Origin of the sequence: Methylobacterium sp. Leaf123 (genome assembly GCF_001423405.1) — a bacterium.
Lineage (GTDB): Bacteria > Pseudomonadota > Alphaproteobacteria > Rhizobiales > Beijerinckiaceae > Methylobacterium.
In genome coordinates this window covers 36483-55356 of record NZ_LMNS01000037.1, presented here as the reverse complement: position 1 = coordinate 55356, position 18874 = coordinate 36483, and the positions used below count along the sequence as shown (strand labels likewise).

Sequence of the window (18874 nt, the reverse complement as noted above, 5' to 3'; positions counted from 1 at the left end):
GGACGGCCATGTTCGACCCCGTTCCCGCCCTGGAAAAAATCGTCGCCTCCCTCGATCGCGACGCCCGCGAACCGACCAAGCTGCGAGGGCTCCTTGTGCCCGAGTTGCGCAAGGTGATCGAGACCGGGCACGCAGAGGCCGAGCGGCTTCTGTTGAAGGAACGCGACGGCCTCGCCTGCGCGCAGCGCCTGAGCCGCCTCACCGACGCGGTGGTGCGGGCGATCTACGACGCCGTGGTCTGGCGCCTCTATCCCAACGACAACCCGTCCACCGGCGAGCATCTCGCCATCGTCGCCACCGGCGGCTACGGCCGGGGGACGATGGCACCGGGCTCGGATATCGATCTGCTGTTTCTGCTGCCCTACAAGCAGACCGCATGGTCCGAGAGCGTCGTCGAGGCGATGCTCTACGTGCTGTGGGATCTCAAACTGAAGGTCGGCCACGCCACGCGCTCCGTGGAGGAATGCCTGCGCGAGGGCCGCGCCGACATGACGATCCGCACCGCGCTGCTCGAATCCCGCTTCCTGTTCGGCTCGCGCTCGCTGTTCGAGGAAATGGTCACCCGCTTCGACACCGAATTGGTTATCGGGTCGGCCTCCGAATTCGTGGATGCCAAGCTGCGCGAGCGCGATGCCCGCGTCGCCAAGGCGGGCGCCTCGCGCTACCTCGTCGAGCCCAACGTCAAGGACGGCAAGGGCGGCTTGCGCGACCTCAACACCCTGTTCTGGATCGCGAAATACACCTACCGCGTGCGCAATCAGGCCGAACTGGTCCATGCCGGGCTGTTCACGCCGGACGAGTACCGCCTGTTCGAGCGCTGCGAGGAGTTCCTGTGGCGGGTGCGCTGCCACATCCACTTCGTGACCGGGCGGCCGGAAGAGCGCCTGTCGTTCGGGCTGCAGCCGAAGATCGCCGAGCGGCTCGGCTTCGGCTCCCGCGGCGGCCTCTCGGGCGTCGAGCGCTTCATGAAGGCGTATTTCCTCATCGCCAAGGATGTCGGCGACCTCACCGCCATCGTCTGCGCCGAGCTGGAGGCCCGCCACGCCAAGCGCACACCGGTGCTCGACCGCTGGATCGGCCGCTTCCGCGACCGCTTCCGCGCGACCTCGATCGAGGCGGAGGATTTCTGGATCGACAACGGCCGGGTCAACATCCGCGGCGAGGACACGTTCGAGCGCGATCCGGTCAACCTGATCCGGCTGTTCTGGCTCGCCGACCGGCACAACCTCCCGATCCATCCGGACGCGGCGCGGCTGGCCAACCGCTCGCTCAAGCTCATCACCCACGCGGTGCGCATCGATCCGGAGGCCAACCGGCTGTTCCTCGACATCCTCACGTCGAAGAACGCTCCGGAGACGATCCTGCGATCGATGAACGAGGCGGGCGTGCTCGGTCGCTTTATCCCGGAATTCGGCCGCATCGTCGCGATGATGCAGTTCAACATGTATCACCACTACACGGTGGACGAGCACCTGCTGCGCTCGCTCGGCGTGCTCGCGGCGATCGATTCCGGCCGGGTGCGCGACGAGCATCCGCTCGCCTCGCGCCTGATCGATACGATCCACAATCGCCGCGCCCTCTACGTCGCGATCCTGCTCCACGACATCGCCAAGGGCCGGCCCGAGGACCATTCGATCGCCGGTGCGGCCATCGCCCGCAAGCTCGGGCCGCGCTTCGGATTGAGCCAGGCGGAGACCGAGACGGTCTCGTGGCTGGTCGAGCACCACCTGCTGATGTCGATGACGGCCCAGAGCCGCGACCTTTCCGACCGCAGGACGATCGAGAAGTTCGCGAGCGAGGTGCAGAGCCTGGAGCGGCTGAAGCTGCTCGCGATCCTCACCGTCGCCGACATCAAGGCGGTCGGCCCCGGCGTGTGGACAGCCTGGAAGGGCACGCTGCTGCGCACCCTCTACGACGAGACCGAAGTCGTCCTGTCCGGCGGCCATTCGGAGATCGCCCGGACCGACCGGGTGCGGCTGATCCAGATGGCGCTGCGCGAGCAGCTCGCCGACTGGAGCTCCGACCTGTTCGACGCCTATGCCGCGCGCCACAACCAAGCCTACTGGCTCAAGGTGGACAGCACGCGCCACTTCAAGAACGCCCGCTTCCTGCGCACGGTGATGGAAGAGGGCCGCACCAGCGCCACGACCTACGAGACCGACCCCGTGCGCGGGGTGACCGAGCTGACGGTCTATTCCCCCGATCATCCGCGGCTGCTCGCTATCATCACCGGCGCCTGCGCGACCATGGGCGGCAACATCGTCGATGCGCAGATCTTCACGACGACCGACGGCTTCGCCCTCGATTCGATCTTCATTTCCCGCGCCTTCGAGCGAGACGAGGACGAGCTGCGTCGCGCCGACCGCATCGCCACGGCGATCGAACGGGCGCTGAAGGGCGAGATCAAGATCGCCGAACTCGTCGCCGACAAGCACCCGAAGCAGCCGCCCAAGACCTTCCTCGTGCCGCCGGACGTGTCGATCGACAACGCCCTGTCGAGCCGCGAGACCGTGGTGGAGATCACCGGCCTCGACCGGCCGGGCCTGCTCTACGAGCTGACGACGGGGCTCAACCGCCTGAGCCTCAACATCACCTCGGCGCATGTGGCGACCTTCGGCGAGCGGGCGGTGGACGTGTTCTACGTGACCGACCTCACCGGCACCCGCGTGGTGCAGCCCGACCGCCTCGCGATGATCCGCGCCGCGGTGATGGAGGTGTTCGCCAGCGACGTCGCGGCGCTTCGCGCGGAAGGGCTCGACGCCCTCGTCGATTCGCCGCCGCCGCGGGAACTCTGACCGATCCGTCGCACCCTGCGCTTGATTTCGGGGTTTGCCCGAATGATATCAGCCCCATCCCGGAACCCTTCGAGACCTGATCGATCGCACGATGATGGCTGACGACATGGAGAAGCACGAGCGGCACGACGGCGCGGAGGCGGAGGTTCCGCCGCAATCCGGTGCCGCGCATGCGGGCGCGGATGCCGAAGGGCTCGCCGCCGCGATCGCCGAACGCGACGAGTTCAAGGACCGCCTGCTGCGCACGCTGGCCGAGATGGAGAACCTGCGCCGCCGCACCGAGCGCGAGGTCGCGGATGCCCGCACCTACGCGGTGACGAACTTCGCCCGCGACATGCTCAACACCGCCGACAATGTCCGCCGCGCGCTTGAAAGCGTGCCGGAGGAGGCGCGCGCGGGTGCCGAGGGGCCCTTCAAGGGGTTGATCGAGGGCATCGACCTGACGGAGCGTGATCTCACCAAGACGCTGGAGCGCCACGGCGTGAAGGTGGTCGATCCCAAGGGCCAGCGCTTCGACCCGAACCGCCATCAGGCGATGTTCGAGGTGCCCAACACCGAGGTCCCCAACGGCACCGTCGTCCAAGTGGTGCAGACCGGCTACGTCATCGGCGACCGGACCCTGCGCCCGGCCCTGGTCGGCGTCTCCAAGGGCGGCCCGAAGCCCGAGGCCAACAAGGACAAGTCTGCCGACGCGGCTTGAGGCAGCGAGAGCGGCCGATCTCCGGCTTAGTCGGAGAGATCGGCCGCGGCCCGGCGCAGGGCTTCGTTCATTCGAGACTGCCAGCCCGGACCGGTCGCCCTGAAACGAAGCAGGACGTCCTGATCGAGCCTCAAGCTGACGAGCTGCTTGGTCGGAGCGTTCTGGGGGCCGCGGCTGCGGCGCAGTTTTTCCGCGAGGACGGGAAAGGCCTGTTCGAAGGGCACGGCGCTTCGAAAATCCGCTTCGGTCCATTCCGGGTTGTCGGAATCGGCCGCGATACCGGCCTGGATCCGGGCCTCCTCCGCGGCCGTGATCGGTGTCCGATCGGGCTTGTCAGCGGGCATCGTAGAGCCTCCGTTCGCTCCGGCTCGCTCGGCGCAGGCTGATGAGGGAGATCGCTTCCCGTCCCAAAGGAGCGATGATCGCCGCCACCACCGTCTGCCCGTCGAACTCGCCGATGATCTTCATTCGGGCTGAGCCGGTTGCGCTCGGCTGCGCCGCCACGACGAGAGCGGTCTCGAAGTCGAAACCTGCTTCGAAATCCGCGAAATCGAGACCGTGCTTGTGCAGGTTGGTCAGGCGCTTGGGCTCGTCCCAGACAATCAACATCTGAAACGTAGCTCCGTTCGATCGTCGCGGCAATCAGATTGTAGATACAATCTGATTGTTCGGCGATGGGTGCAGTCAGACGGGGGGCGCCTTACTCCGCCGCCTGCCGCGTCGTCTCGCGGAACGGGTGAGCGGGATAGGTGCCGATGATGCGCAGCTCCTTCGAGAAGTAGCGCAGCTCTTCGAGAGCCCGGCGCAGGCCGTCATCCTCGGGGTGGCCATCGACCTCGGCGTAGAACTGGGTTGCGGTGAACTGTCCCTCGACCATGTAGCTCTCGAGCTTCGACATGTTGACGCCGTTGGTCGCGAACCCGCCGAGGGCCTTGTAGAGCGCCGCCGGGATGTTGCGGACCCGGAAAATGAAGCTCGTCACCGTCGGGCCGTTGCCCGGCTCGCACTCGGCGGGCTCCGGCGAGAACACGACGAAGCGCGTGGTGTTGTGGGCCTCGTCCTCGACGTCGCGCTCCAGGATGTCGAGGCCGTAGACCTCGGCCGCCATGGCCGGAGCGAGCGCCGCGCGGCTGGGATCACGCGCCTCCGCCACCTCGCGGGCCGCGCCCGCCGTGTCGCCGGCCACCACTGCCTTGAGGCCGAGCCGCCGGATGATCCGGCGGCACTGGCCGAGCGCGTGGATGTGGCTGTGCACGCTCGTCAGCCGCTCCGCGCCCACCCCCGGCAGAGCCATGAGCTGGAAGTGGATCGGCAGGAAGTGCTCCGCGATGATGTGCAGCCGCGAGGTCGGGATCAGGTGGTGGATGTCGGCGACCCGGCCGGCGATCGAGTTCTCGATCGGAATCATCGCCAGATTCGCCTTGCCCTCGTTCACCGCGGCGAAGGCGTCCTCGAAGGTGGCGCAGGGCAACGCGGTCCAGCCGGGATAGGCCTGCGAGCAGATGATGTGCGAGTTGGCGCCGGGCTCGCCCTGGTAGGCAATGGTGCGGTCGGTCATCGGTGCTTCAGCAGGCTCAGTTCAGGCGGCGGATGGCGAGCAGCGTGCGGGCGCGCTCGAGGTCGGCGGGGGTATCGACGCCGAGCGGCAGATCCTCGACGATCATCGCGTCGATGCGCATGCCGGCCTCCAGCGCGCGCAACTGCTCCAGCTTCTCGCGCTGCTCCAACTCGCCCTGCGGCAGGGCGACGAAGCGGGCGAGCGCCTTCCGGCGATAGGCGTAGAGGCCGATATGGTGGAACAGCGGCCCGTCGCCCCAGGGGGCGCGGGCGCGGGTAAAGGCCAGCGCGCGCAGGCGGTTCGGCCCCACCGTGTGGCCGATGATCTTGACCACGTTGGGATCGTCCATCTCTTCCGCGCGGTGGATCACCGCGCAGAGGGTGGCGATGTCGACCTGCGGGTCGGCGAGCGGCATCACGGATGCGGCGATGATCGCCGGGTCGATGGTCGGCAGGTCGCCCTGGACGTTGACGACGACGTCGTGGTTGCCGTCGGGATCGACGATCTCCAGAGCTTCGGCGAGGCGGTCGGAGCCGGAAGGGTGATCGGGCCGGGTCATCACCGCCAGCCCGCCCTGCGCCTCGATCGCCTCGGCGACCGCGTCGGTGTCGGTGGCGACCACCACGGGGCCGATGCCCGCCTCCACGGCGCGGCGCCAGACATGGACGATCATCGGCACGCCAGCGATGTCGGCGAGCGGCTTCGACGGCAGCCGGGTCGCGGCGAGGCGGGCCGGAATCAGGATCAGGGGATCGGACATGGCCTCGGGCGGGTCGGACGAAGTCGGGCGGAAGGGGTTTTTCGGCGCGCGGGAGCGCTCTAGCAGCGGCGGTGCGGCTTGTCATGACCGGGCATTCCCGCCTCGCGGTGCGGCAGAGCTGCAACGAAAATGCCCGCTCGCTCGAAGCGTGTGACGAATATCGGTGTGCGACAGCGCGCAGCGCGCATGGCCCATTGTCAAGATCGGGCCCGAACGGCTAATCACCCTTGAAATCCTCCAAAGTCCGGCGTCTGCCCGTCGGGCCCTCATCCGCCGGGTCCTGATCCCGCGCGCCGGAGCTGTCGAGCATGGATTCCTTCGAGCTGAACAAGGTTGCGGGCGCGGTCCTGGGTGCCCTCCTGTTCGCGGTCGGGTCGGGCTTCGTTGCGGAGCTGATCTATCATCCAAAGCCCGCCGGAAGCGCCGGCTATGCCCTGCCCGAGCCGGAGCCGAAGAGCGGCGGCGCGGCGGCGGAAGCGCCGAAGGCCGAGCCCATCGCCGTGCGGCTCGCCAGCGCCGATGCCGACAAGGGCAAGGGCGGCACCAAGGCCTGCCAGGCCTGCCACAGCTTCGAGAAGGGCGGCCCCAACAAGGTCGGCCCCGACCTCTGGGAGATCGTGGAGCGCGAGAAGGCGCATGCCGCCGGCTTCGACTACTCCGCCGCGCTCAAGGAGAAGGGCGGCACCTGGACCTACGAGGATCTCGACCACTTCCTCGAGAGCCCGAAGGGCTACGTGAAGGGCACCAAGATGGCGTTTGCAGGGATCGGCTCGCCGACGGACCGCGCCAACGTCATCGCCTATCTCCGCACGCTCGCCGACAGCCCGAAGCCGCTGCCGGTCGCCGAGAAGAAGGCTGAGACGGCGCCGGCCGGCGACAAGAAGACCGAGGCCGAGAAGCCGGCCGAGGGCAAGGCCGCCGACAAGAAGGCGTCCGAGGAGAAGAAGCCTGCCGAGACCAAGCCGGTGGAGAGCGCGACCGGCGACAAGAGCAAGACGCCCGAGACCAACGCGCCGCAGGGCAACACGCAATCCGGCGACGGCAAGGACACCGCCCGCCCGGTCCCGGCGCCGCAGGTCCAGCCCCAGCGCAACGAGGTCGCCCCGACCCAGGCGCCCGAAGCCAAGCCCTCGGGTGACATCCCGACCAAGGCGGAGCCGGGCTCCGAGTCCACCCCGGCCACCGAGCCGCCGGCCAAGGCCGACCCCGAGGCGCCCAAGCCGTAAGGCAGAGCGACACATCCGTTTTTCCGAGAAGGCCGGGCCCTGCAAAGCCCGGCCTTTTTCATGTCCCGGCCCGTGGCCGCGCCGGCTGCGCGCTCGCGGCGGGTGGCGCCGGCCCCGGGCTCGTCCTAGAACGACGCCCGACTGACCTCTCACGGGATCGGGAGACCGCGCCAACGTGACGGAAAACGCCGTAATTGCCCGCCGCAGCTTCCTTGCCGGAGCGCTCGTCCTCCTGGGGCTGCGAGGCCCCGTCTCCGCTCAGGAGCCCGCCGAATCCGCCTCGAAGGTCTCGCCGCAGGAGGCCCCCGGCACCTGGCGCCACGCGCTGACCCTGCTCGGCGAACCCAAATACGGCCCGGACTTCCAGCATTTCGACTATGCCGACCCGAAGGCGCCGGTCGGCGGCATGGTGCGGCTCGGGTCGCAGGGCGGCTTCGACAACCTCAACCTCATCGTCAACGGCCTGAAGGGCGATCTCGAAGGCGGGATCACCCAGATCTACGACACGCTGATGGAGGATTCCGGTGACGAGCCGTTCTCGTCCTACGGCCTCCTCGCCGAGGGCGTGCGGATCGCTGAGGACGGCCAGTCGGTGACCTATCGCCTGCGGCCGAACGCGCGCTGGCACGACGGCAAGCCGGTCACCGTCGAGGACGTGATCTGGTCCTTCGACACGCTGAAGGCCAACAGCCCGTTCTACACCGCCTACTACCACACCGTGTCCAAGGCCGAGCCGGGGGCCGAGCGCGAAATCGTCTTCCGCTTCAGCGAGGCCGGCAACCGCGAACTGCCGCAGGTGCTGGGCCAGATGCCGGTGCTGCCCAAGCATTGGTGGACCGGCACCGATAAGAACGGCAAGCCGCGCAGCGCCACTGAGACGACCCTGGAGATCCCGCTCGGTTCGGGCCCCTATCGCCTAACCAAGATCGATGCCGGCCGCTCGGCCATCTACGAGCGCGCGGCCGATTACTGGGGCAAGGATCTGCCGGTGAACCGCGGCCGCAACAATTTCGGCACGGTCCGCTTCGAGTATTTCCGCGACGGCTCGGTGCTGCTGGAGGCGCTGAAGGGCGACCTCTACGACTTCCGCAGCGAGAACATCGCCCGCAACTGGGCCACCGCCTACGACGATTTTCCCGCCGTGAAGGAAGGCCGCCTGATCAAGGAGGAATTCCCCGGCCGCGGCACCGGCATCATGCAGGCCTTCGCGTTCAACCTGCGCCGGGACAAGTTCAAGGACGAGCGCGTCCGCCGTGCCTTCAACCTCGCCCTGAACTTCGAGGAGATGAACCGGCAGCTCTTCTACGGCCTCTACAGCCGGATCGATTCCTACTTCTACGGCTCGGACCTCGCCTCGTCGGGCCTGCCCGACGGGATGGAGAAGGTGATCCTGGAGAGCGTAAAGGACAAGCTGCCGGCCAGCGTCTTTACCGAGACCTACACAAACCCCGTCAACGACACGCCCGAGGCCGCGCGGGCCAACCTGCGCAAGGCGGTCGGCCTGCTGCGCGAGGCCGGCTACGAGCTGAAGGGCGGCCGGATGGTCTCCAAGGCGACCAGCGAGCCGCTGACCGTCGAGTTCCTCGAATTCCAGAACGTGTTCGAGCGGGTGATCCTGCCCTACGCTGCGCAGCTCAAGCTGATCGGCATCGAGTCCTCGATCCGCGTCATCGATCAGGCGCAGTACCAGAACCGCCTGCGCAGCTTCGATTTTGACATCACCACTTCAAGCTGGCCGGAATCGCTCTCGCCCGGCAACGAGCAGCGTGAGTTCTGGGGCTCGGCGGCCGCCGACAAGCCGGGCTCGCGCAACATCGCCGGGATCAAAGATGCGGGCATCGACGCGCTGATCGAGAAGGTGATCTTCGCCCAGGACCGCGAGACGCTGGTCGCCGCCACGCACGCCCTCGACCGTGCCTTGCTCGCCCACAACTTCATGGTGCCGCAATGGTCCTCGGCCGCGACGCGGACGCTGCGCTGGAACCGCTTCGGCCGTCCGGCGGTGCTGCCGAAATACGGCTCCTCGGGCTTCCCGACGACGTGGTGGTACGACGAGGCGCTCGCCGCCAAGACGGGGGCGCCGCGATGAGCACGGGCGCGACCCGCCGCAGCGTCGTCCTCGGCACCGGGGTGCTGGCGCTCGCGGGCGCCCTGCCCCGTTCGGCCCGCGCCGAGGATGTCCGCAAGGCCCACGGCCTTTCGAGCTTCGGCGAGCTGAAATACGCGCCCGACTTCCCGAACTTCGACTACGTGAACCCGATGGCGCCGCGCGGCGGGCGCTTCTCGACCCATCTCGTCCAGACCTTCGGCAATCAGGCGTTCGACACCTTCGACACGCTCAACCCCTACGTCTTCCGCGGCAACGGCGCGGCCGGGATCAATCTTACCTTCGACAGCTTGATGGTGCGCGCGCTGGACGAGCCGGACGCGCTCTACGGCCTCGTCGCCCGCTCGGTCGAGATCAGCCCCGACGGCCTGACCTACCGCTTCGCCCTGCGCCCCCACGCGCATTTCCACGACGGCTCACCCCTGACCGCTCGGGATGCGGCCTTCTCCCTGACCGTCCTCAAGGAGAAGGGGCACCCGACGATCGCGCAGGTGATCGGCGATGTCGCCGAGGCGAGGGCCGACGGCGACGAGATCCTGGTCGTCCGGTTCGCCCCCGGCCGCAGCCGCGACCTGCCGCTGATCGTCGCCGGGCTCCCGATCTTTTCGGCGAAGTTCTTCGAGGGACGCGACTTCGAGGCCCAGACCCTCAAGCCGCTGCTCGGCTCCGGCCCCTATCAGGTCGGGCGGATCGATATCGGCCGCTTCATCGAGCTGGAGCGGGTGACCGATTACTGGGCCGCCGATCTTCCGGTGATGGTCGGGCAGAACAATTTCGACCAGCTCCGCTACGAGTATTTTCGCGATCGGCAGGTGGCCTTCGAGGCGTTCAAGGGCGGCGCCTACACCTACCGCCAGGAATTCACCTCGCGGATCTGGGCGACGGGCTACGATTTTCCCGCCGCGCGCGAGGGCCGCGTCAAGCGCGAGACCCTGCCCGACACCTCGCCCGCCAACATCCAGGGCTGGTTTTTCAACACCCGCCGCGAGGTGTTCAAGGATCCCCGCGTGCGCGAGGCGATCAGCCTGTGCTTCGACTTCCCCTGGACCAACCGCACGGCGATGTTCGGCTCCTACGAGCGCACCGTCTCGTTCTTCCAGAAGACCGACCTGATGGCGACGGGCAAGCCCTCGGCGGAGGAGCTGGCCCTGCTCGAACCCTTCAGCGGGCAGGTGCCGGCCGAGGTCTTCGGCGAGGCCTGGACGCCGCCGGTGCCGGACGGCTCGGGCCAGGACCGGGCGCTGCTCGCCCGCGCGGTGGCTTTGCTTAAGGAAGCGGGCTGCACCCGCGAGGGCGGCGCCTTGCGGCTGCCGAGCGGCAAGCCGATCGAATTCGAATTCCTCGATTCGGATTCCGTCTGGGAGCCGATCGTCCAGCCCTTCATCCGCAATCTCGGGCTGATCGGCATCAAGGCGCGCCAGCGCGCGGTCGATGCCGCGCAGTATCAGGCGCGGGTGCGCGACTTCGACTTCGACGTCACCTCCCGCGCCGCCTCGGGCGATGCGACGCCGGGGCCTGAGTTACGTGAGGCCTACGGCTCGCGCGCGGCGGCGATCCCCGGCTCCAACAACCTCGCCGGCATCGCCGATCCGGTGATCGACGCGCTGCTCGACCGCATCGCCAACGCGGGATCGCGCGCAAGCCTCACCGTGGCCTGCCGCGCCCTCGACCGGGTGATGCGGGCCGGCCGCTACTGGATTCCGATGTGGTACTCGCCCGAGTATCGCCTCGCCCTGTGGGACATGTACGGCCGCCCGGCGAAGCTGCCGACCTACGGGCTCGGCGTGCCGGCCCTGTGGTGGTACGACGAGGCCAAGGCGCGCCGGATCGGCCGGGGCTGAGGACTATCCATGCTCGCCTATATCTTGCGCCGCATCGCGCTGATGATCCCGACGATCCTCGGGATCATGCTCATCACCTTCGCCATCATCCAGTTCGCCCCCGGCGGCCCGGTGGAGCGGGTGCTGGCCCAGCTCCAGGGCCAGCAGGAAGGCTCGCTCTCGCGCATCACCGGCGGCCAGGGCGATCTCGGCGGCGGGGCGGCCCGCAGCGGCGGCGAGGCCTCGAAATATCGCGGCGCGCAGGGGCTCGACCCGGCCTTCATCAAGAAGCTCGAAGCGCAGTTCGGCTTCGACAAGCCGGCCTACGAGCGCTTCGGCAAGATGCTGTGGGACTATCTGCGCTTCGATTTCGGCCGCAGCTATTTCCGCGATGTCTCGGTGCTGGACCTGATCAAGGAGAAGCTCCCGGTCTCGATCTCGCTCGGCCTGTGGATGACGCTGATCTCCTACGCGATCTCGATTCCGCTCGGCATCCGCAAGGCGGTCTCTGACGGCTCGCGCTTCGACGTCTGGACCTCGGCGGTCGTCATCGTCGGCTACGCGATCCCGAGCTTCCTGTTCGGCATCCTGCTCGTGATCCTGTTCGCGGGCGGCTCGTTCCTGCAGATCTTCCCGCTGCGCGGCCTCACTTCGGAGAACTTCGAGTCGCTCAGTCTCTGGGGCAAGGCCCTGGACTATGCCTGGCACCTCGTGCTGCCACTCTCTGCTCTCGTGCTCGGCGCCTTCGCCACCTCGACGCTGCTGACCAAGAACTCGTTCCTCGACGAGATCCGCAAGCAATACGTCGTCACCGCCCGCATGAAGGGCGTGAGCGAGCGGCGCGTTCTCTACGGCCACGTCTTCCGCAACGCGATGCTGATCGTCATCGCGGGCTTTCCCGGCGCCTTCATCACCGCCTTCTTCACCGGCTCGCTGCTGATCGAGACGATCTTCTCGCTCGACGGGCTCGGGCTCCTGTCCTTCTCCTCCATCGTCGGCCGCGACTATCCGGTGGTGTTCGCCACGCTCTACATCTTCTCCCTGCTCGGTCTGGCGGTGAATCTCCTCTCCGACCTCACCTACACCTGGATCGATCCGCGCATCGATTTCTCGGCGCGGGGCGCCTGAAGCCCGACTTTGTTTGCCGGCTGCGCTGGCGGCTGCTATCGGCGCGCATTCGCCGCCGGACGCCACCCGTGACCGCCCTCCCCCTCGTCATCCGACCCGAGCACCCGGACGACGCCGCGGCGATCGAGCGGCTGCACGCCCGCGCCTTCGGCCCCGGCCGCTTCGCCCGCACCGCCTACCGCCTGCGCGAGGGCGTCGCGCCCCTGCCCGATCTCTGCCTGACGGCGCTGGTCGGCACCTATCTCGTCGGCTCGGTGCGGATCGGCCCGGCTGAAGCCGAGGGCGGATCGCTCCTCGTGCTCGGGCCGCTCACCGTCGATCCGAGCTTTTCCGATCGCGGCATCGGCACGAGCCTGATGCAGGCAAGCCTCGATGCCGCCCGCGCCGCCGGCCACGGCCTCGTCGTGCTTGTGGGCGACGCACCCTATTACCGCCGCTTCGGTTTCCAGCCCGTGCCCGCCGGCCGGCTCGCCCTGCCGGGGCCGGTCGATCCGGCTCGCTTCCTCTGGCTCGAACTCAAGGACGGGGCGAGCGCCGGCCTCTCCGGCGCGATCCGGCCTGTTCGCCCATAGCGGGCTGCATGCGGCATTCCACGGCCGGACGCCGCTTGACCGCCGCAGATCGGGATCGGACACCAGGGCAAACGCCGAGATAACGGGAAACGCCCGCCGTGCCGACCACCGACGACCGCCAGCCGCCGCCCCGCTTCAACGCGGCCCGCCACTGCCTTGCGGAGAATGCTCGGCTGCGCGGCGACAAGACGGCGCTGGTCATGGTCGGCGAGGGCGGCACCGTCAGCCGCCTCACCTATAGGCAGGCCGACCGGGCGGTGCGGGGCATCGCGGCCGGGCTGCTCGGCCTCGGGCTGAAGGCCGGCGACCGGGTGATGATCCGCATGGGCAACGAGGCCGATTACGTGCTGGTCTATTTCGGCGCGCTCGCCGCCGGCCTCGTCGCCCTCCCCTCTTCGCCGCAACTGACGGCCGACGAGGCCGCCTTCCTGATGGAGAATGCCGGCATCGCCGCCGTGGTGACCGGCGAAGGCTTTTCGGATTCCGGCGCTGCTGCGGGCTGCCTCCACCTCGACGCCGAGGCCATCGCGGCGATGAAAACGGGCGAGCCGCTGGCCGACTACGCCGACACCGCCGCCGACGATCCGGCGACCCTCGTCTACACCTCCGGCACCACGAGCCGCCCCAAGGGCGTGCTCCACGCCCACCGCGCCATCTGGGGCCGCCGGCCGATGCACGCGCACTGGCTCGGCCTCACCGAAACCGACGTGATGCTGCATGCCGGCACCATGAACTGGACCTACACGCTCGGCGTCGGCATCACCGACCCCTGGGCCTGCGGCGCCACGACGGTGCTCTACAACGGCCCGCGCGACCGCGGGATCTGGCCTCGCCTGATCGCCGAGCAGGGCGCGACGATCTTCGCGGCGGTGCCGAGCGTCTACCGCCAGATCCTCAAATACGCCGACTTGGCCGAGCACGACCTCTCCCGCCTGCGCCACGGCGTCACCGCGGGCGAGGCCCTCTCGGCCGACCTGCTCGACGCCTGGACGACGGCCACGGGCAAGCCGCTCTACGAGGCGCTCGGCATGAGCGAGATCTCGACCTACGTGTCGAGCGGCCCGACCATCCCCGTTCGCCCCGGTTCGCCCGGCCGTCCGCAACCGGGACGCCGCGTCGCGATCCTGCCCGCAGACGGGCCGCCCGAACCGCTGCCGCCGGGCGAGACCGGCCTGCTGGCGATCCACCGCTCCGACCCCGGCCTGATGCTCGGCTACTGGCAGCGACCGGAGGAGGAAGCCGCCGTGATGCGCGGCGCATGGTTTGCCGGCGGCGACCTCGCGAGCTTGGATGCCGACGGCTATCTCTGGTTCCACGGCCGCAACGACGACCTGATGAACGCCATGGGCTACCGCGTCTCACCCGTCGAGGTGGAAGGTGTACTGGCGGGCCATCCCGACATCGCCGAGGTCGGGGTAACGGAGTTGGCCGTGCGGGCGGATCTGCGGGTCATCGCCGCCTTCGTGGTTCTGCGCCCCGGCGCCGAGCCCGACGCGGAGGGGCTCATCGCGTGGTGCGGGAATCGTCTGGCCGCCTACAAGGCGCCGCGCGCCATCCGCTTCGTCGAGGCGCTGCCCCGCACCGCCAACGGCAAGGTTCAGCGCAAGCGGCTCGCCGAGGCGGCCGCCTAGCCGCGCTTGTTCGCGCCGATTCGCGCCGGTACAGCGAAGGCCCCGCGCGCTTCGAGACCCATGGCCCCGCTCCCGATCTCCGTCTTCATCATCGTCAAGAACGAGGCCGACCGCCTGGGTGCGACCCTCGCGGCGGTGCGCGACTTGGCCGACGACATCGTCGTGGTCGATTCCGGTTCGACCGACGGGACGCAGGCGCTCGCCGCCTCGCTCGGCGCCCGGGTGATCCACAACGACTGGCCGGGCTACGGCCGGCAGAAGCGCTTCGCGGAAGGGCAGTGCCGCCACGACTGGGTGCTTAACCTCGATGCCGACGAGGTGGTGCCCCCCGATCTCGCCGAGCAGATCCGCGCGGTCTTCGCTCAAGGCGAGCCGGCGCACGCCGCGTGGACCATCGCCATCGCCGAGATTTTTCCGGGCGAGACACGCCCCCACCCCTGGGCCTACGTTCTGACCCCGGTGCGGCTCTACCGGCGCGACCTGAGCACCTACTCCACCTCGCCGGTCCACGACCGGGTCGTGCTCGGCCCCGGCGTCACCACGGGGCGGATCAAAGGGCGCATCCACCATTTCTCGGTGCGCTCGCTGGGCGACCAGCTCGCCAAGCTCAACCGCTATTCCGACCAGCAGGCCGACGACCTCGACGCCCGCGGCGTCACGATCCCGGCCTGGCGCCTCTATGTCGAGCTGCCGGGCAACTTCCTGAAGGCCTATTTCGGCCGCCGCCACTTCGTGCGCGGCGCCTACGGCTTCCTCACCGCGATGAACTACGCGATCTCGCGCCACCTGCGCGTGGCCAAGCATTACGAACGTCGTGTCACAACCCCGCGCCGACCGGGTTGACCCGCCCCGCCGGAGCTTCTACAGCCAAGCGCAGTGGAGACGTGGCCGAGAGGCTGAAGGCACTCGTTTGCTAAATGAGCATACCCCTAATAAGGGTATCGAGGGTTCGAATCCCTCCGTCTCCGCCACCCACCTGTTCGCAGCCGTTTACCCCCGTCCGGATCAACCTGATTTCTAGAGCGCCCACAGCGCCCTGACGGTTGCTGGCGTTCACAACCGTCCGCTACAATCCGCGTCGGATGCTGGGGTAAATGCTGGGGGTTGGGCGGACACATGCCCCGTGCTGTCGACAAACTCAATGCCCGATCGGTGGCGACCGTCACGGCGCCTGGCCGCTATGGAGATGGTGGCGGACTCTACCTCCAGGTCGACCCTTCTGGCGCTAAGCGTTGGCTGCTGATCTTCCGCAGCCAGGGCCGTCAGCGGGAGATGGGTCTCGGCGGCCTTGGCTCCGTCAGTCTCGCCGATGCCCGGCGGCGTCGAGACGAAGCGCGGAGGTTGCTTGCGGAGGGGCGCGATCCGATAGACGCGCGCTGCTCCGTCGATTCGCGCCAGCCCGCGGCCATATCGTTCGGCGCCTTCGCTGATCAGCTCATTCCCGAGCTCTCGAAGGGCTTTCGCAACGACAAGCATGCGGCGCAATGGACCTCGACGCTCGCAACCTACGCCAGCTCGCTCCGGGCCAAGCCGATCGCCGAGATCAGCACTGACGACCTGCTCGCAGTGTTACGGCCGATCTGGTTGGAGAAGGCTGAAACCGCCTCCAGAGTGCGCGGACGGATCGAACGTATCCTTGATGCGGCCAAGGCGCAGGGGCTGCGCGAGGGCGAGAATCCGGCACGCTGGCGCGGGCATCTCCTGCCGAAGCGACGCCGGCTGACCCGCGGTCACCATGCGGCTGTGCCTTTCAACGAAATGCCAGCATTCTGTGCCGATCTCAGGAAGCGGACCGGGGTGGCCGCGCTGGCGCTCGAGTTCGCGATCCTGACCGCGGCGCGCAGCGGCGAGGTCCGCGGTGCGACTTGGGCGGAGATCGACATCGGTAAAAATCTCTGGGTCATCCCTGGTGAGCGCATGAAGGCAGGCCGCGAACATCGCGTACCCCTCGTCGCCCGGGCTGTGGAGATCCTCGACGCGGTCGCCCCGCTGCGGCGCGGGGATCTCGTCTTCCCCTCATTCCGCGCCGACCGCCCCCTTTCCGATATGGCCTTCAGCGCCCTTCTCACGCGAATGGGCTGTGCCGCTACGGCCCACGCGTTTCGATCGAGCTTTAGGGACTGGGCCGGCGAAGCAACGGCGACCCCGCGCGAGGTTGCCGAGGCTGCCCTTGCACACGCGGTCGGCGACGCGGTGGAACTCGCCTACCGCCGGGGCGACGCGCTGGAAAAGAGGCGTGCGCTGATGGACGCGTGGGCGGCATTTCTCGCCGCGCCAACGGGTGGCGCTGCCATCCCGTTCCGGCCAGCCGGGGCAGCCTGATGCGTCCCTCGCCGATCAACGTCCCGCCGGACCGCTTCACGCGCCTGGAGCAGGTCGACGAGCGGGATGGCCGCCTAATCTTCCGCGTTTCCGCGCTCGCTGTGGAAGCTTTCACGGCGAGCGTCGGCGATCTCGTAGAGGTCGATCCCAACTCGCGGGCGGCGGACTTCCAGAGCGAGTTCGCGGTGCTGACTTCGGCAGGAGTGGTGCTTGCCGGGCTCGGCCCACTTCACGGCCGCCCGAGAGACGGAGGCAGCGGCCTGACGCTGCGGCCGAAGTGGCGCGACGACGCTGATATCGACGAACTGCTTTCTCCCGCGCAATTCGCCCAGGCCTGCATCGGGCGACGGGTCGAGGCCGCTGAAGCGTCAGCCCGCGAGCCAATATCCGAGGAGCTTTGGGCCGAGATCGACCGCGCACGGGCGGACGAGCAACGCCTCGACGCTGATCGAGATGGCGCTCGCCTTGCCGCAGCACGTGCCGCGGGTTGGCGGGCTCCACCCGTCAACAACCACCTCTCCGAAAGTCCTCCGCGAGAACCGACGAATCTGCACGGGCCAGAGGGCACCTTCGACATCGACAGAATCACCCGAAAGCTCCTCGATGCCGGTCGGATCAAGAACGCCTTCGCGCATAGAACCGGTAACGCCACGTCGACCTTCGTGCAGGTCCGAGCAATGGTGTGGGGATCTGCAGGGTTAGCTTACAAGCTCGCGAAAGCGCGAGCCGAAGAGTGGCCGCAAGCGAAGGCAGACAGACGTCAAATCAACGAGAACTTACGTTCGATCGCCGGAGAGTTAGAAGGTTTCCTTCGACATATAGGCATCGGAGATGCCGGATTATTCATTGATTTTGACGCATCGGTTCCAGAGGACGAAGATCGCCCGTTGCATTTCCTGTTGCACGCTGCTGAGGACGATGTTGCTAAAGCACAAGCGCAGGCGAAATCACTCCTCAAAACAATTCAGCATTTGGAACGAACGTTTCAAGAGCCAGAAAGCAGCCGCGATGGCCGCAAGGATCATCTGGCCAGCGAATTTGTCAAGGAGATAGCGAGCGCGTGAACTGTCCTAACCGGCGAAACCCCTGGTCGCACGGGAAATGGTCTTTTCGAGGAGTTTGTTCGATCAGCTTGGAAATTGGTCGGCTGGGAAGCAAAACCCGCCGGATACTTCGCAAAGCGTATCGAGGCAGGTGTGCATCTCAACGGTGGCTGAGATACCCCCATTCGACGCTTGCAAATTTCCGCATGTTCGGGGTTATCGCGACTTCCGAGCGTCAGCGATCTTCGAAGCGCCCCAGCGATTTGGGGCGCACGAGGACGTAAGATGGAAGCGCGTGGTGTAACTCGCCGAGGCCACTCGGTCGACGAGGCCGGGGAAATCATTGGTTGCGGGCGAACCAAAGTCTTCAGCCTGATCCGAGATGGACAGCTGAAGGCTCATAAGGTCGGAACCCGGACGATCATCTTCGACACGTCGATCAACGAATTTTTCGACCGTATTCCGGCTGTCGCGCCGCGCAACGCCGCTCAACGCTGACCGCGGCAAAGGCGATGGCCAAGCCGAAGAAGCAACCCCCTCGGCCGATTCGGGATCTGTTCGCGGGGCCAAGCCCTGCGCCTCCCGTGGCTAGCCTCGAGCGAAGGCGCAGGAGAGGCACCGCCTGGACCCCGAACCGGCAGCGCCTCGCCGAGATCGTCCGACTCATTGAATGTAGATATGGCGGGCCCGTCGATACCGACGGCGAGGGCGAAACATATCTATGGGCGGCGGCTCCGGCGCTCATCGAACAGGCGGGGGCTTCCACGAAAAGGGGGCCGCGCCTCTGGTTCGCGACTGGGCGTTTCAGGTGACGCCGAAGGTGGAGCGGGAGGAAGTCGAACGGATCATCGTCGAGGCCGGGGAGCGCGCCGATCGCCAGGAAATGCACTTGGCCGCTCAGGACGTAGGCGACGAATTACGGCTCACCCTTCAGGAGCGGGATGGGCTGGGAATCAGAACTATGCGGCCGGCCGGGATGACCGAGCGCGAGTTCCAGAAACTCCGGCGCAGCAGGCGGGCTGCGAATGCCAGATCTGCGAGGGCGGCTGATGGTGCCAGGCCTCGTGCGAACTCGAAGGCGCGGACGAAACCTTGGGCAGCGCTGAACCCGCCGATATCGCGGGCAAAGTTCTATCGGCTGCCAGCGGGCAGCGGCACGCTGCGCCGTGCTCTGCGCCCGGCATTGGCGCGGGCGGCCGACGGGATTCGCCG

16 protein-coding genes and 1 tRNA gene are annotated in these 18874 nt (G+C 67.8%); 13 read left to right on the top strand and 4 right to left on the bottom strand.

The genetic code is table 11. The features are described from left to right. Window positions 1–8: 8 nt before the first annotated feature. On the top strand, window positions 9–2795 hold the full coding sequence (locus tag ASF53_RS19015; RefSeq protein ID WP_056202180.1) for a [protein-PII] uridylyltransferase: 2787 nt from the start codon (window positions 9–11) through the stop codon (window positions 2793–2795). Window positions 2796–2886: 91 nt separating this feature from the next. Then, window positions 2887–3495: a nucleotide exchange factor GrpE gene (gene grpE, locus ASF53_RS19010; protein ID WP_056202178.1), complete on the top strand. Its 609-nt coding sequence runs from the start codon at window positions 2887–2889 to the stop codon at window positions 3493–3495. A gap of 26 nt (window positions 3496–3521) precedes the next feature. Here grpE and ASF53_RS19005 read toward each other — a convergent pair whose 3' ends face one another. The 4 genes from ASF53_RS19005 to ASF53_RS18990 all read right to left on the bottom strand — a co-directional run bounded on the left by ASF53_RS19005 (window position 3522) and on the right by ASF53_RS18990 (window position 5813). Next, window positions 3522–3839: a BrnA antitoxin family protein gene (locus tag ASF53_RS19005; RefSeq protein ID WP_056202173.1), complete on the bottom strand. Its 318-nt coding sequence runs from the start codon at window positions 3837–3839 to the stop codon at window positions 3522–3524. Beyond that, complete coding sequence (locus ASF53_RS19000; RefSeq protein WP_056202170.1) at window positions 3829–4104, bottom strand: BrnT family toxin; 276 nt, start codon at window positions 4102–4104, stop codon at window positions 3829–3831. The genes ASF53_RS19005 and ASF53_RS19000 overlap by 11 nt, the downstream gene beginning before the upstream one ends. 91 nt (window positions 4105–4195) lie before the next feature. Next, window positions 4196–5053 (bottom strand): prephenate dehydratase, encoded by an 858-nt coding sequence (locus ASF53_RS18995; RefSeq protein WP_056202167.1) that lies wholly within the window; start codon window positions 5051–5053, stop codon window positions 4196–4198. 16 nt (window positions 5054–5069) lie between these two features. Further along, window positions 5070–5813: a 3-deoxy-manno-octulosonate cytidylyltransferase gene (locus ASF53_RS18990; RefSeq protein ID WP_056202164.1), complete on the bottom strand. Its 744-nt coding sequence runs from the start codon at window positions 5811–5813 to the stop codon at window positions 5070–5072. Window positions 5814–6121: 308 nt separating this feature from the next. Here ASF53_RS18990 and ASF53_RS25255 point away from each other — a divergent pair, with 308 nt between their 5' ends. The 11 genes from ASF53_RS25255 (at window position 6122) to ASF53_RS25930 (ending at window position 18160) form a co-directional block, all read left to right on the top strand. Continuing rightward, window positions 6122–7039, top strand: a complete 918-nt coding sequence (locus tag ASF53_RS25255) for a c-type cytochrome (protein ID WP_082482841.1) — start codon at window positions 6122–6124, stop codon at window positions 7037–7039. 175 nt (window positions 7040–7214) lie between these two features. Continuing rightward, window positions 7215–9128, top strand: coding sequence for an extracellular solute-binding protein (locus ASF53_RS18980; protein WP_056202161.1), 1914 nt, complete (start codon window positions 7215–7217; stop codon window positions 9126–9128). Continuing rightward, window positions 9125–10987 (top strand): extracellular solute-binding protein, encoded by a 1863-nt coding sequence (locus tag ASF53_RS18975; RefSeq protein WP_056202157.1) that lies wholly within the window; start codon window positions 9125–9127, stop codon window positions 10985–10987. The genes ASF53_RS18980 and ASF53_RS18975 overlap by 4 nt, the downstream gene beginning before the upstream one ends. Window positions 10988–10996: 9 nt before the next feature. Then, entirely contained in the window at window positions 10997–12094 is a 1098-nt protein-coding gene (locus ASF53_RS18970; RefSeq protein WP_056202153.1) for a microcin C ABC transporter permease YejB, read from the top strand. A 68-nt stretch (window positions 12095–12162) separates the two neighbouring features. Then, window positions 12163–12666, top strand: coding sequence for a GNAT family N-acetyltransferase (locus tag ASF53_RS18965; protein ID WP_056202149.1), 504 nt, complete (start codon window positions 12163–12165; stop codon window positions 12664–12666). A 98-nt stretch (window positions 12667–12764) separates the two neighbouring features. After that, entirely contained in the window at window positions 12765–14297 is a 1533-nt protein-coding gene (locus tag ASF53_RS18960; protein ID WP_056202146.1) for an acetate--CoA ligase, read from the top strand. Window positions 14298–14357: 60 nt separating this feature from the next. Continuing rightward, on the top strand, window positions 14358–15140 hold the full coding sequence (locus ASF53_RS18955) for a glycosyltransferase family 2 protein (RefSeq protein WP_056202142.1): 783 nt from the start codon (window positions 14358–14360) through the stop codon (window positions 15138–15140). Window positions 15141–15175: 35 nt separating this feature from the next. After that, window positions 15176–15268: transfer RNA gene (locus ASF53_RS18950), tRNA-Ser, on the top strand. Between the two features lie 145 nt (window positions 15269–15413). Further along, window positions 15414–16619, top strand: coding sequence for a tyrosine-type recombinase/integrase (locus tag ASF53_RS18945; protein WP_056202138.1), 1206 nt, complete (start codon window positions 15414–15416; stop codon window positions 16617–16619). Continuing rightward, window positions 16619–17683, top strand: coding sequence for a hypothetical protein (locus tag ASF53_RS25935; protein ID WP_156635655.1), 1065 nt, complete (start codon window positions 16619–16621; stop codon window positions 17681–17683). The genes ASF53_RS18945 and ASF53_RS25935 overlap by 1 nt, the downstream gene beginning before the upstream one ends. A 264-nt stretch (window positions 17684–17947) precedes the next feature. Then, complete coding sequence (locus tag ASF53_RS25930) at window positions 17948–18160, top strand: helix-turn-helix domain-containing protein (protein WP_156635653.1); 213 nt, start codon at window positions 17948–17950, stop codon at window positions 18158–18160. The last annotated feature ends 714 nt before the right edge of the window (window positions 18161–18874 follow it).

Coding starts and splice junctions, on each gene's coding strand:
- ASF53_RS18990 (WP_056202164.1), bottom strand. CDS start 5,813: ATGTCCGATCCCCTGATCCTGATTCCGGCCCGCCTCGCCGCGACCCGG.
- ASF53_RS25930 (WP_156635653.1), top strand. CDS start 17,948: ATGGAAGCGCGTGGTGTAACTCGCCGAGGCCACTCGGTCGACGAGGCC.
- ASF53_RS25255 (WP_082482841.1), top strand. CDS start 6,122: ATGGATTCCTTCGAGCTGAACAAGGTTGCGGGCGCGGTCCTGGGTGCC.
- ASF53_RS18955 (WP_056202142.1), top strand. CDS start 14,358: ATGGCCCCGCTCCCGATCTCCGTCTTCATCATCGTCAAGAACGAGGCC.
- ASF53_RS25935 (WP_156635655.1), top strand. CDS start 16,619: ATGCGTCCCTCGCCGATCAACGTCCCGCCGGACCGCTTCACGCGCCTG.
- grpE (WP_056202178.1), top strand. CDS start 2,887: ATGATGGCTGACGACATGGAGAAGCACGAGCGGCACGACGGCGCGGAG.
- ASF53_RS19000 (WP_056202170.1), bottom strand. CDS start 4,104: ATGTTGATTGTCTGGGACGAGCCCAAGCGCCTGACCAACCTGCACAAG.
- ASF53_RS18995 (WP_056202167.1), bottom strand. CDS start 5,053: ATGACCGACCGCACCATTGCCTACCAGGGCGAGCCCGGCGCCAACTCG.
- ASF53_RS19005 (WP_056202173.1), bottom strand. CDS start 3,839: ATGCCCGCTGACAAGCCCGATCGGACACCGATCACGGCCGCGGAGGAG.
- ASF53_RS19015 (WP_056202180.1), top strand. CDS start 9: ATGTTCGACCCCGTTCCCGCCCTGGAAAAAATCGTCGCCTCCCTCGAT.
- ASF53_RS18970 (WP_056202153.1), top strand. CDS start 10,997: ATGCTCGCCTATATCTTGCGCCGCATCGCGCTGATGATCCCGACGATC.
- ASF53_RS18975 (WP_056202157.1), top strand. CDS start 9,125: ATGAGCACGGGCGCGACCCGCCGCAGCGTCGTCCTCGGCACCGGGGTG.
- ASF53_RS18945 (WP_056202138.1), top strand. CDS start 15,414: ATGCCCCGTGCTGTCGACAAACTCAATGCCCGATCGGTGGCGACCGTC.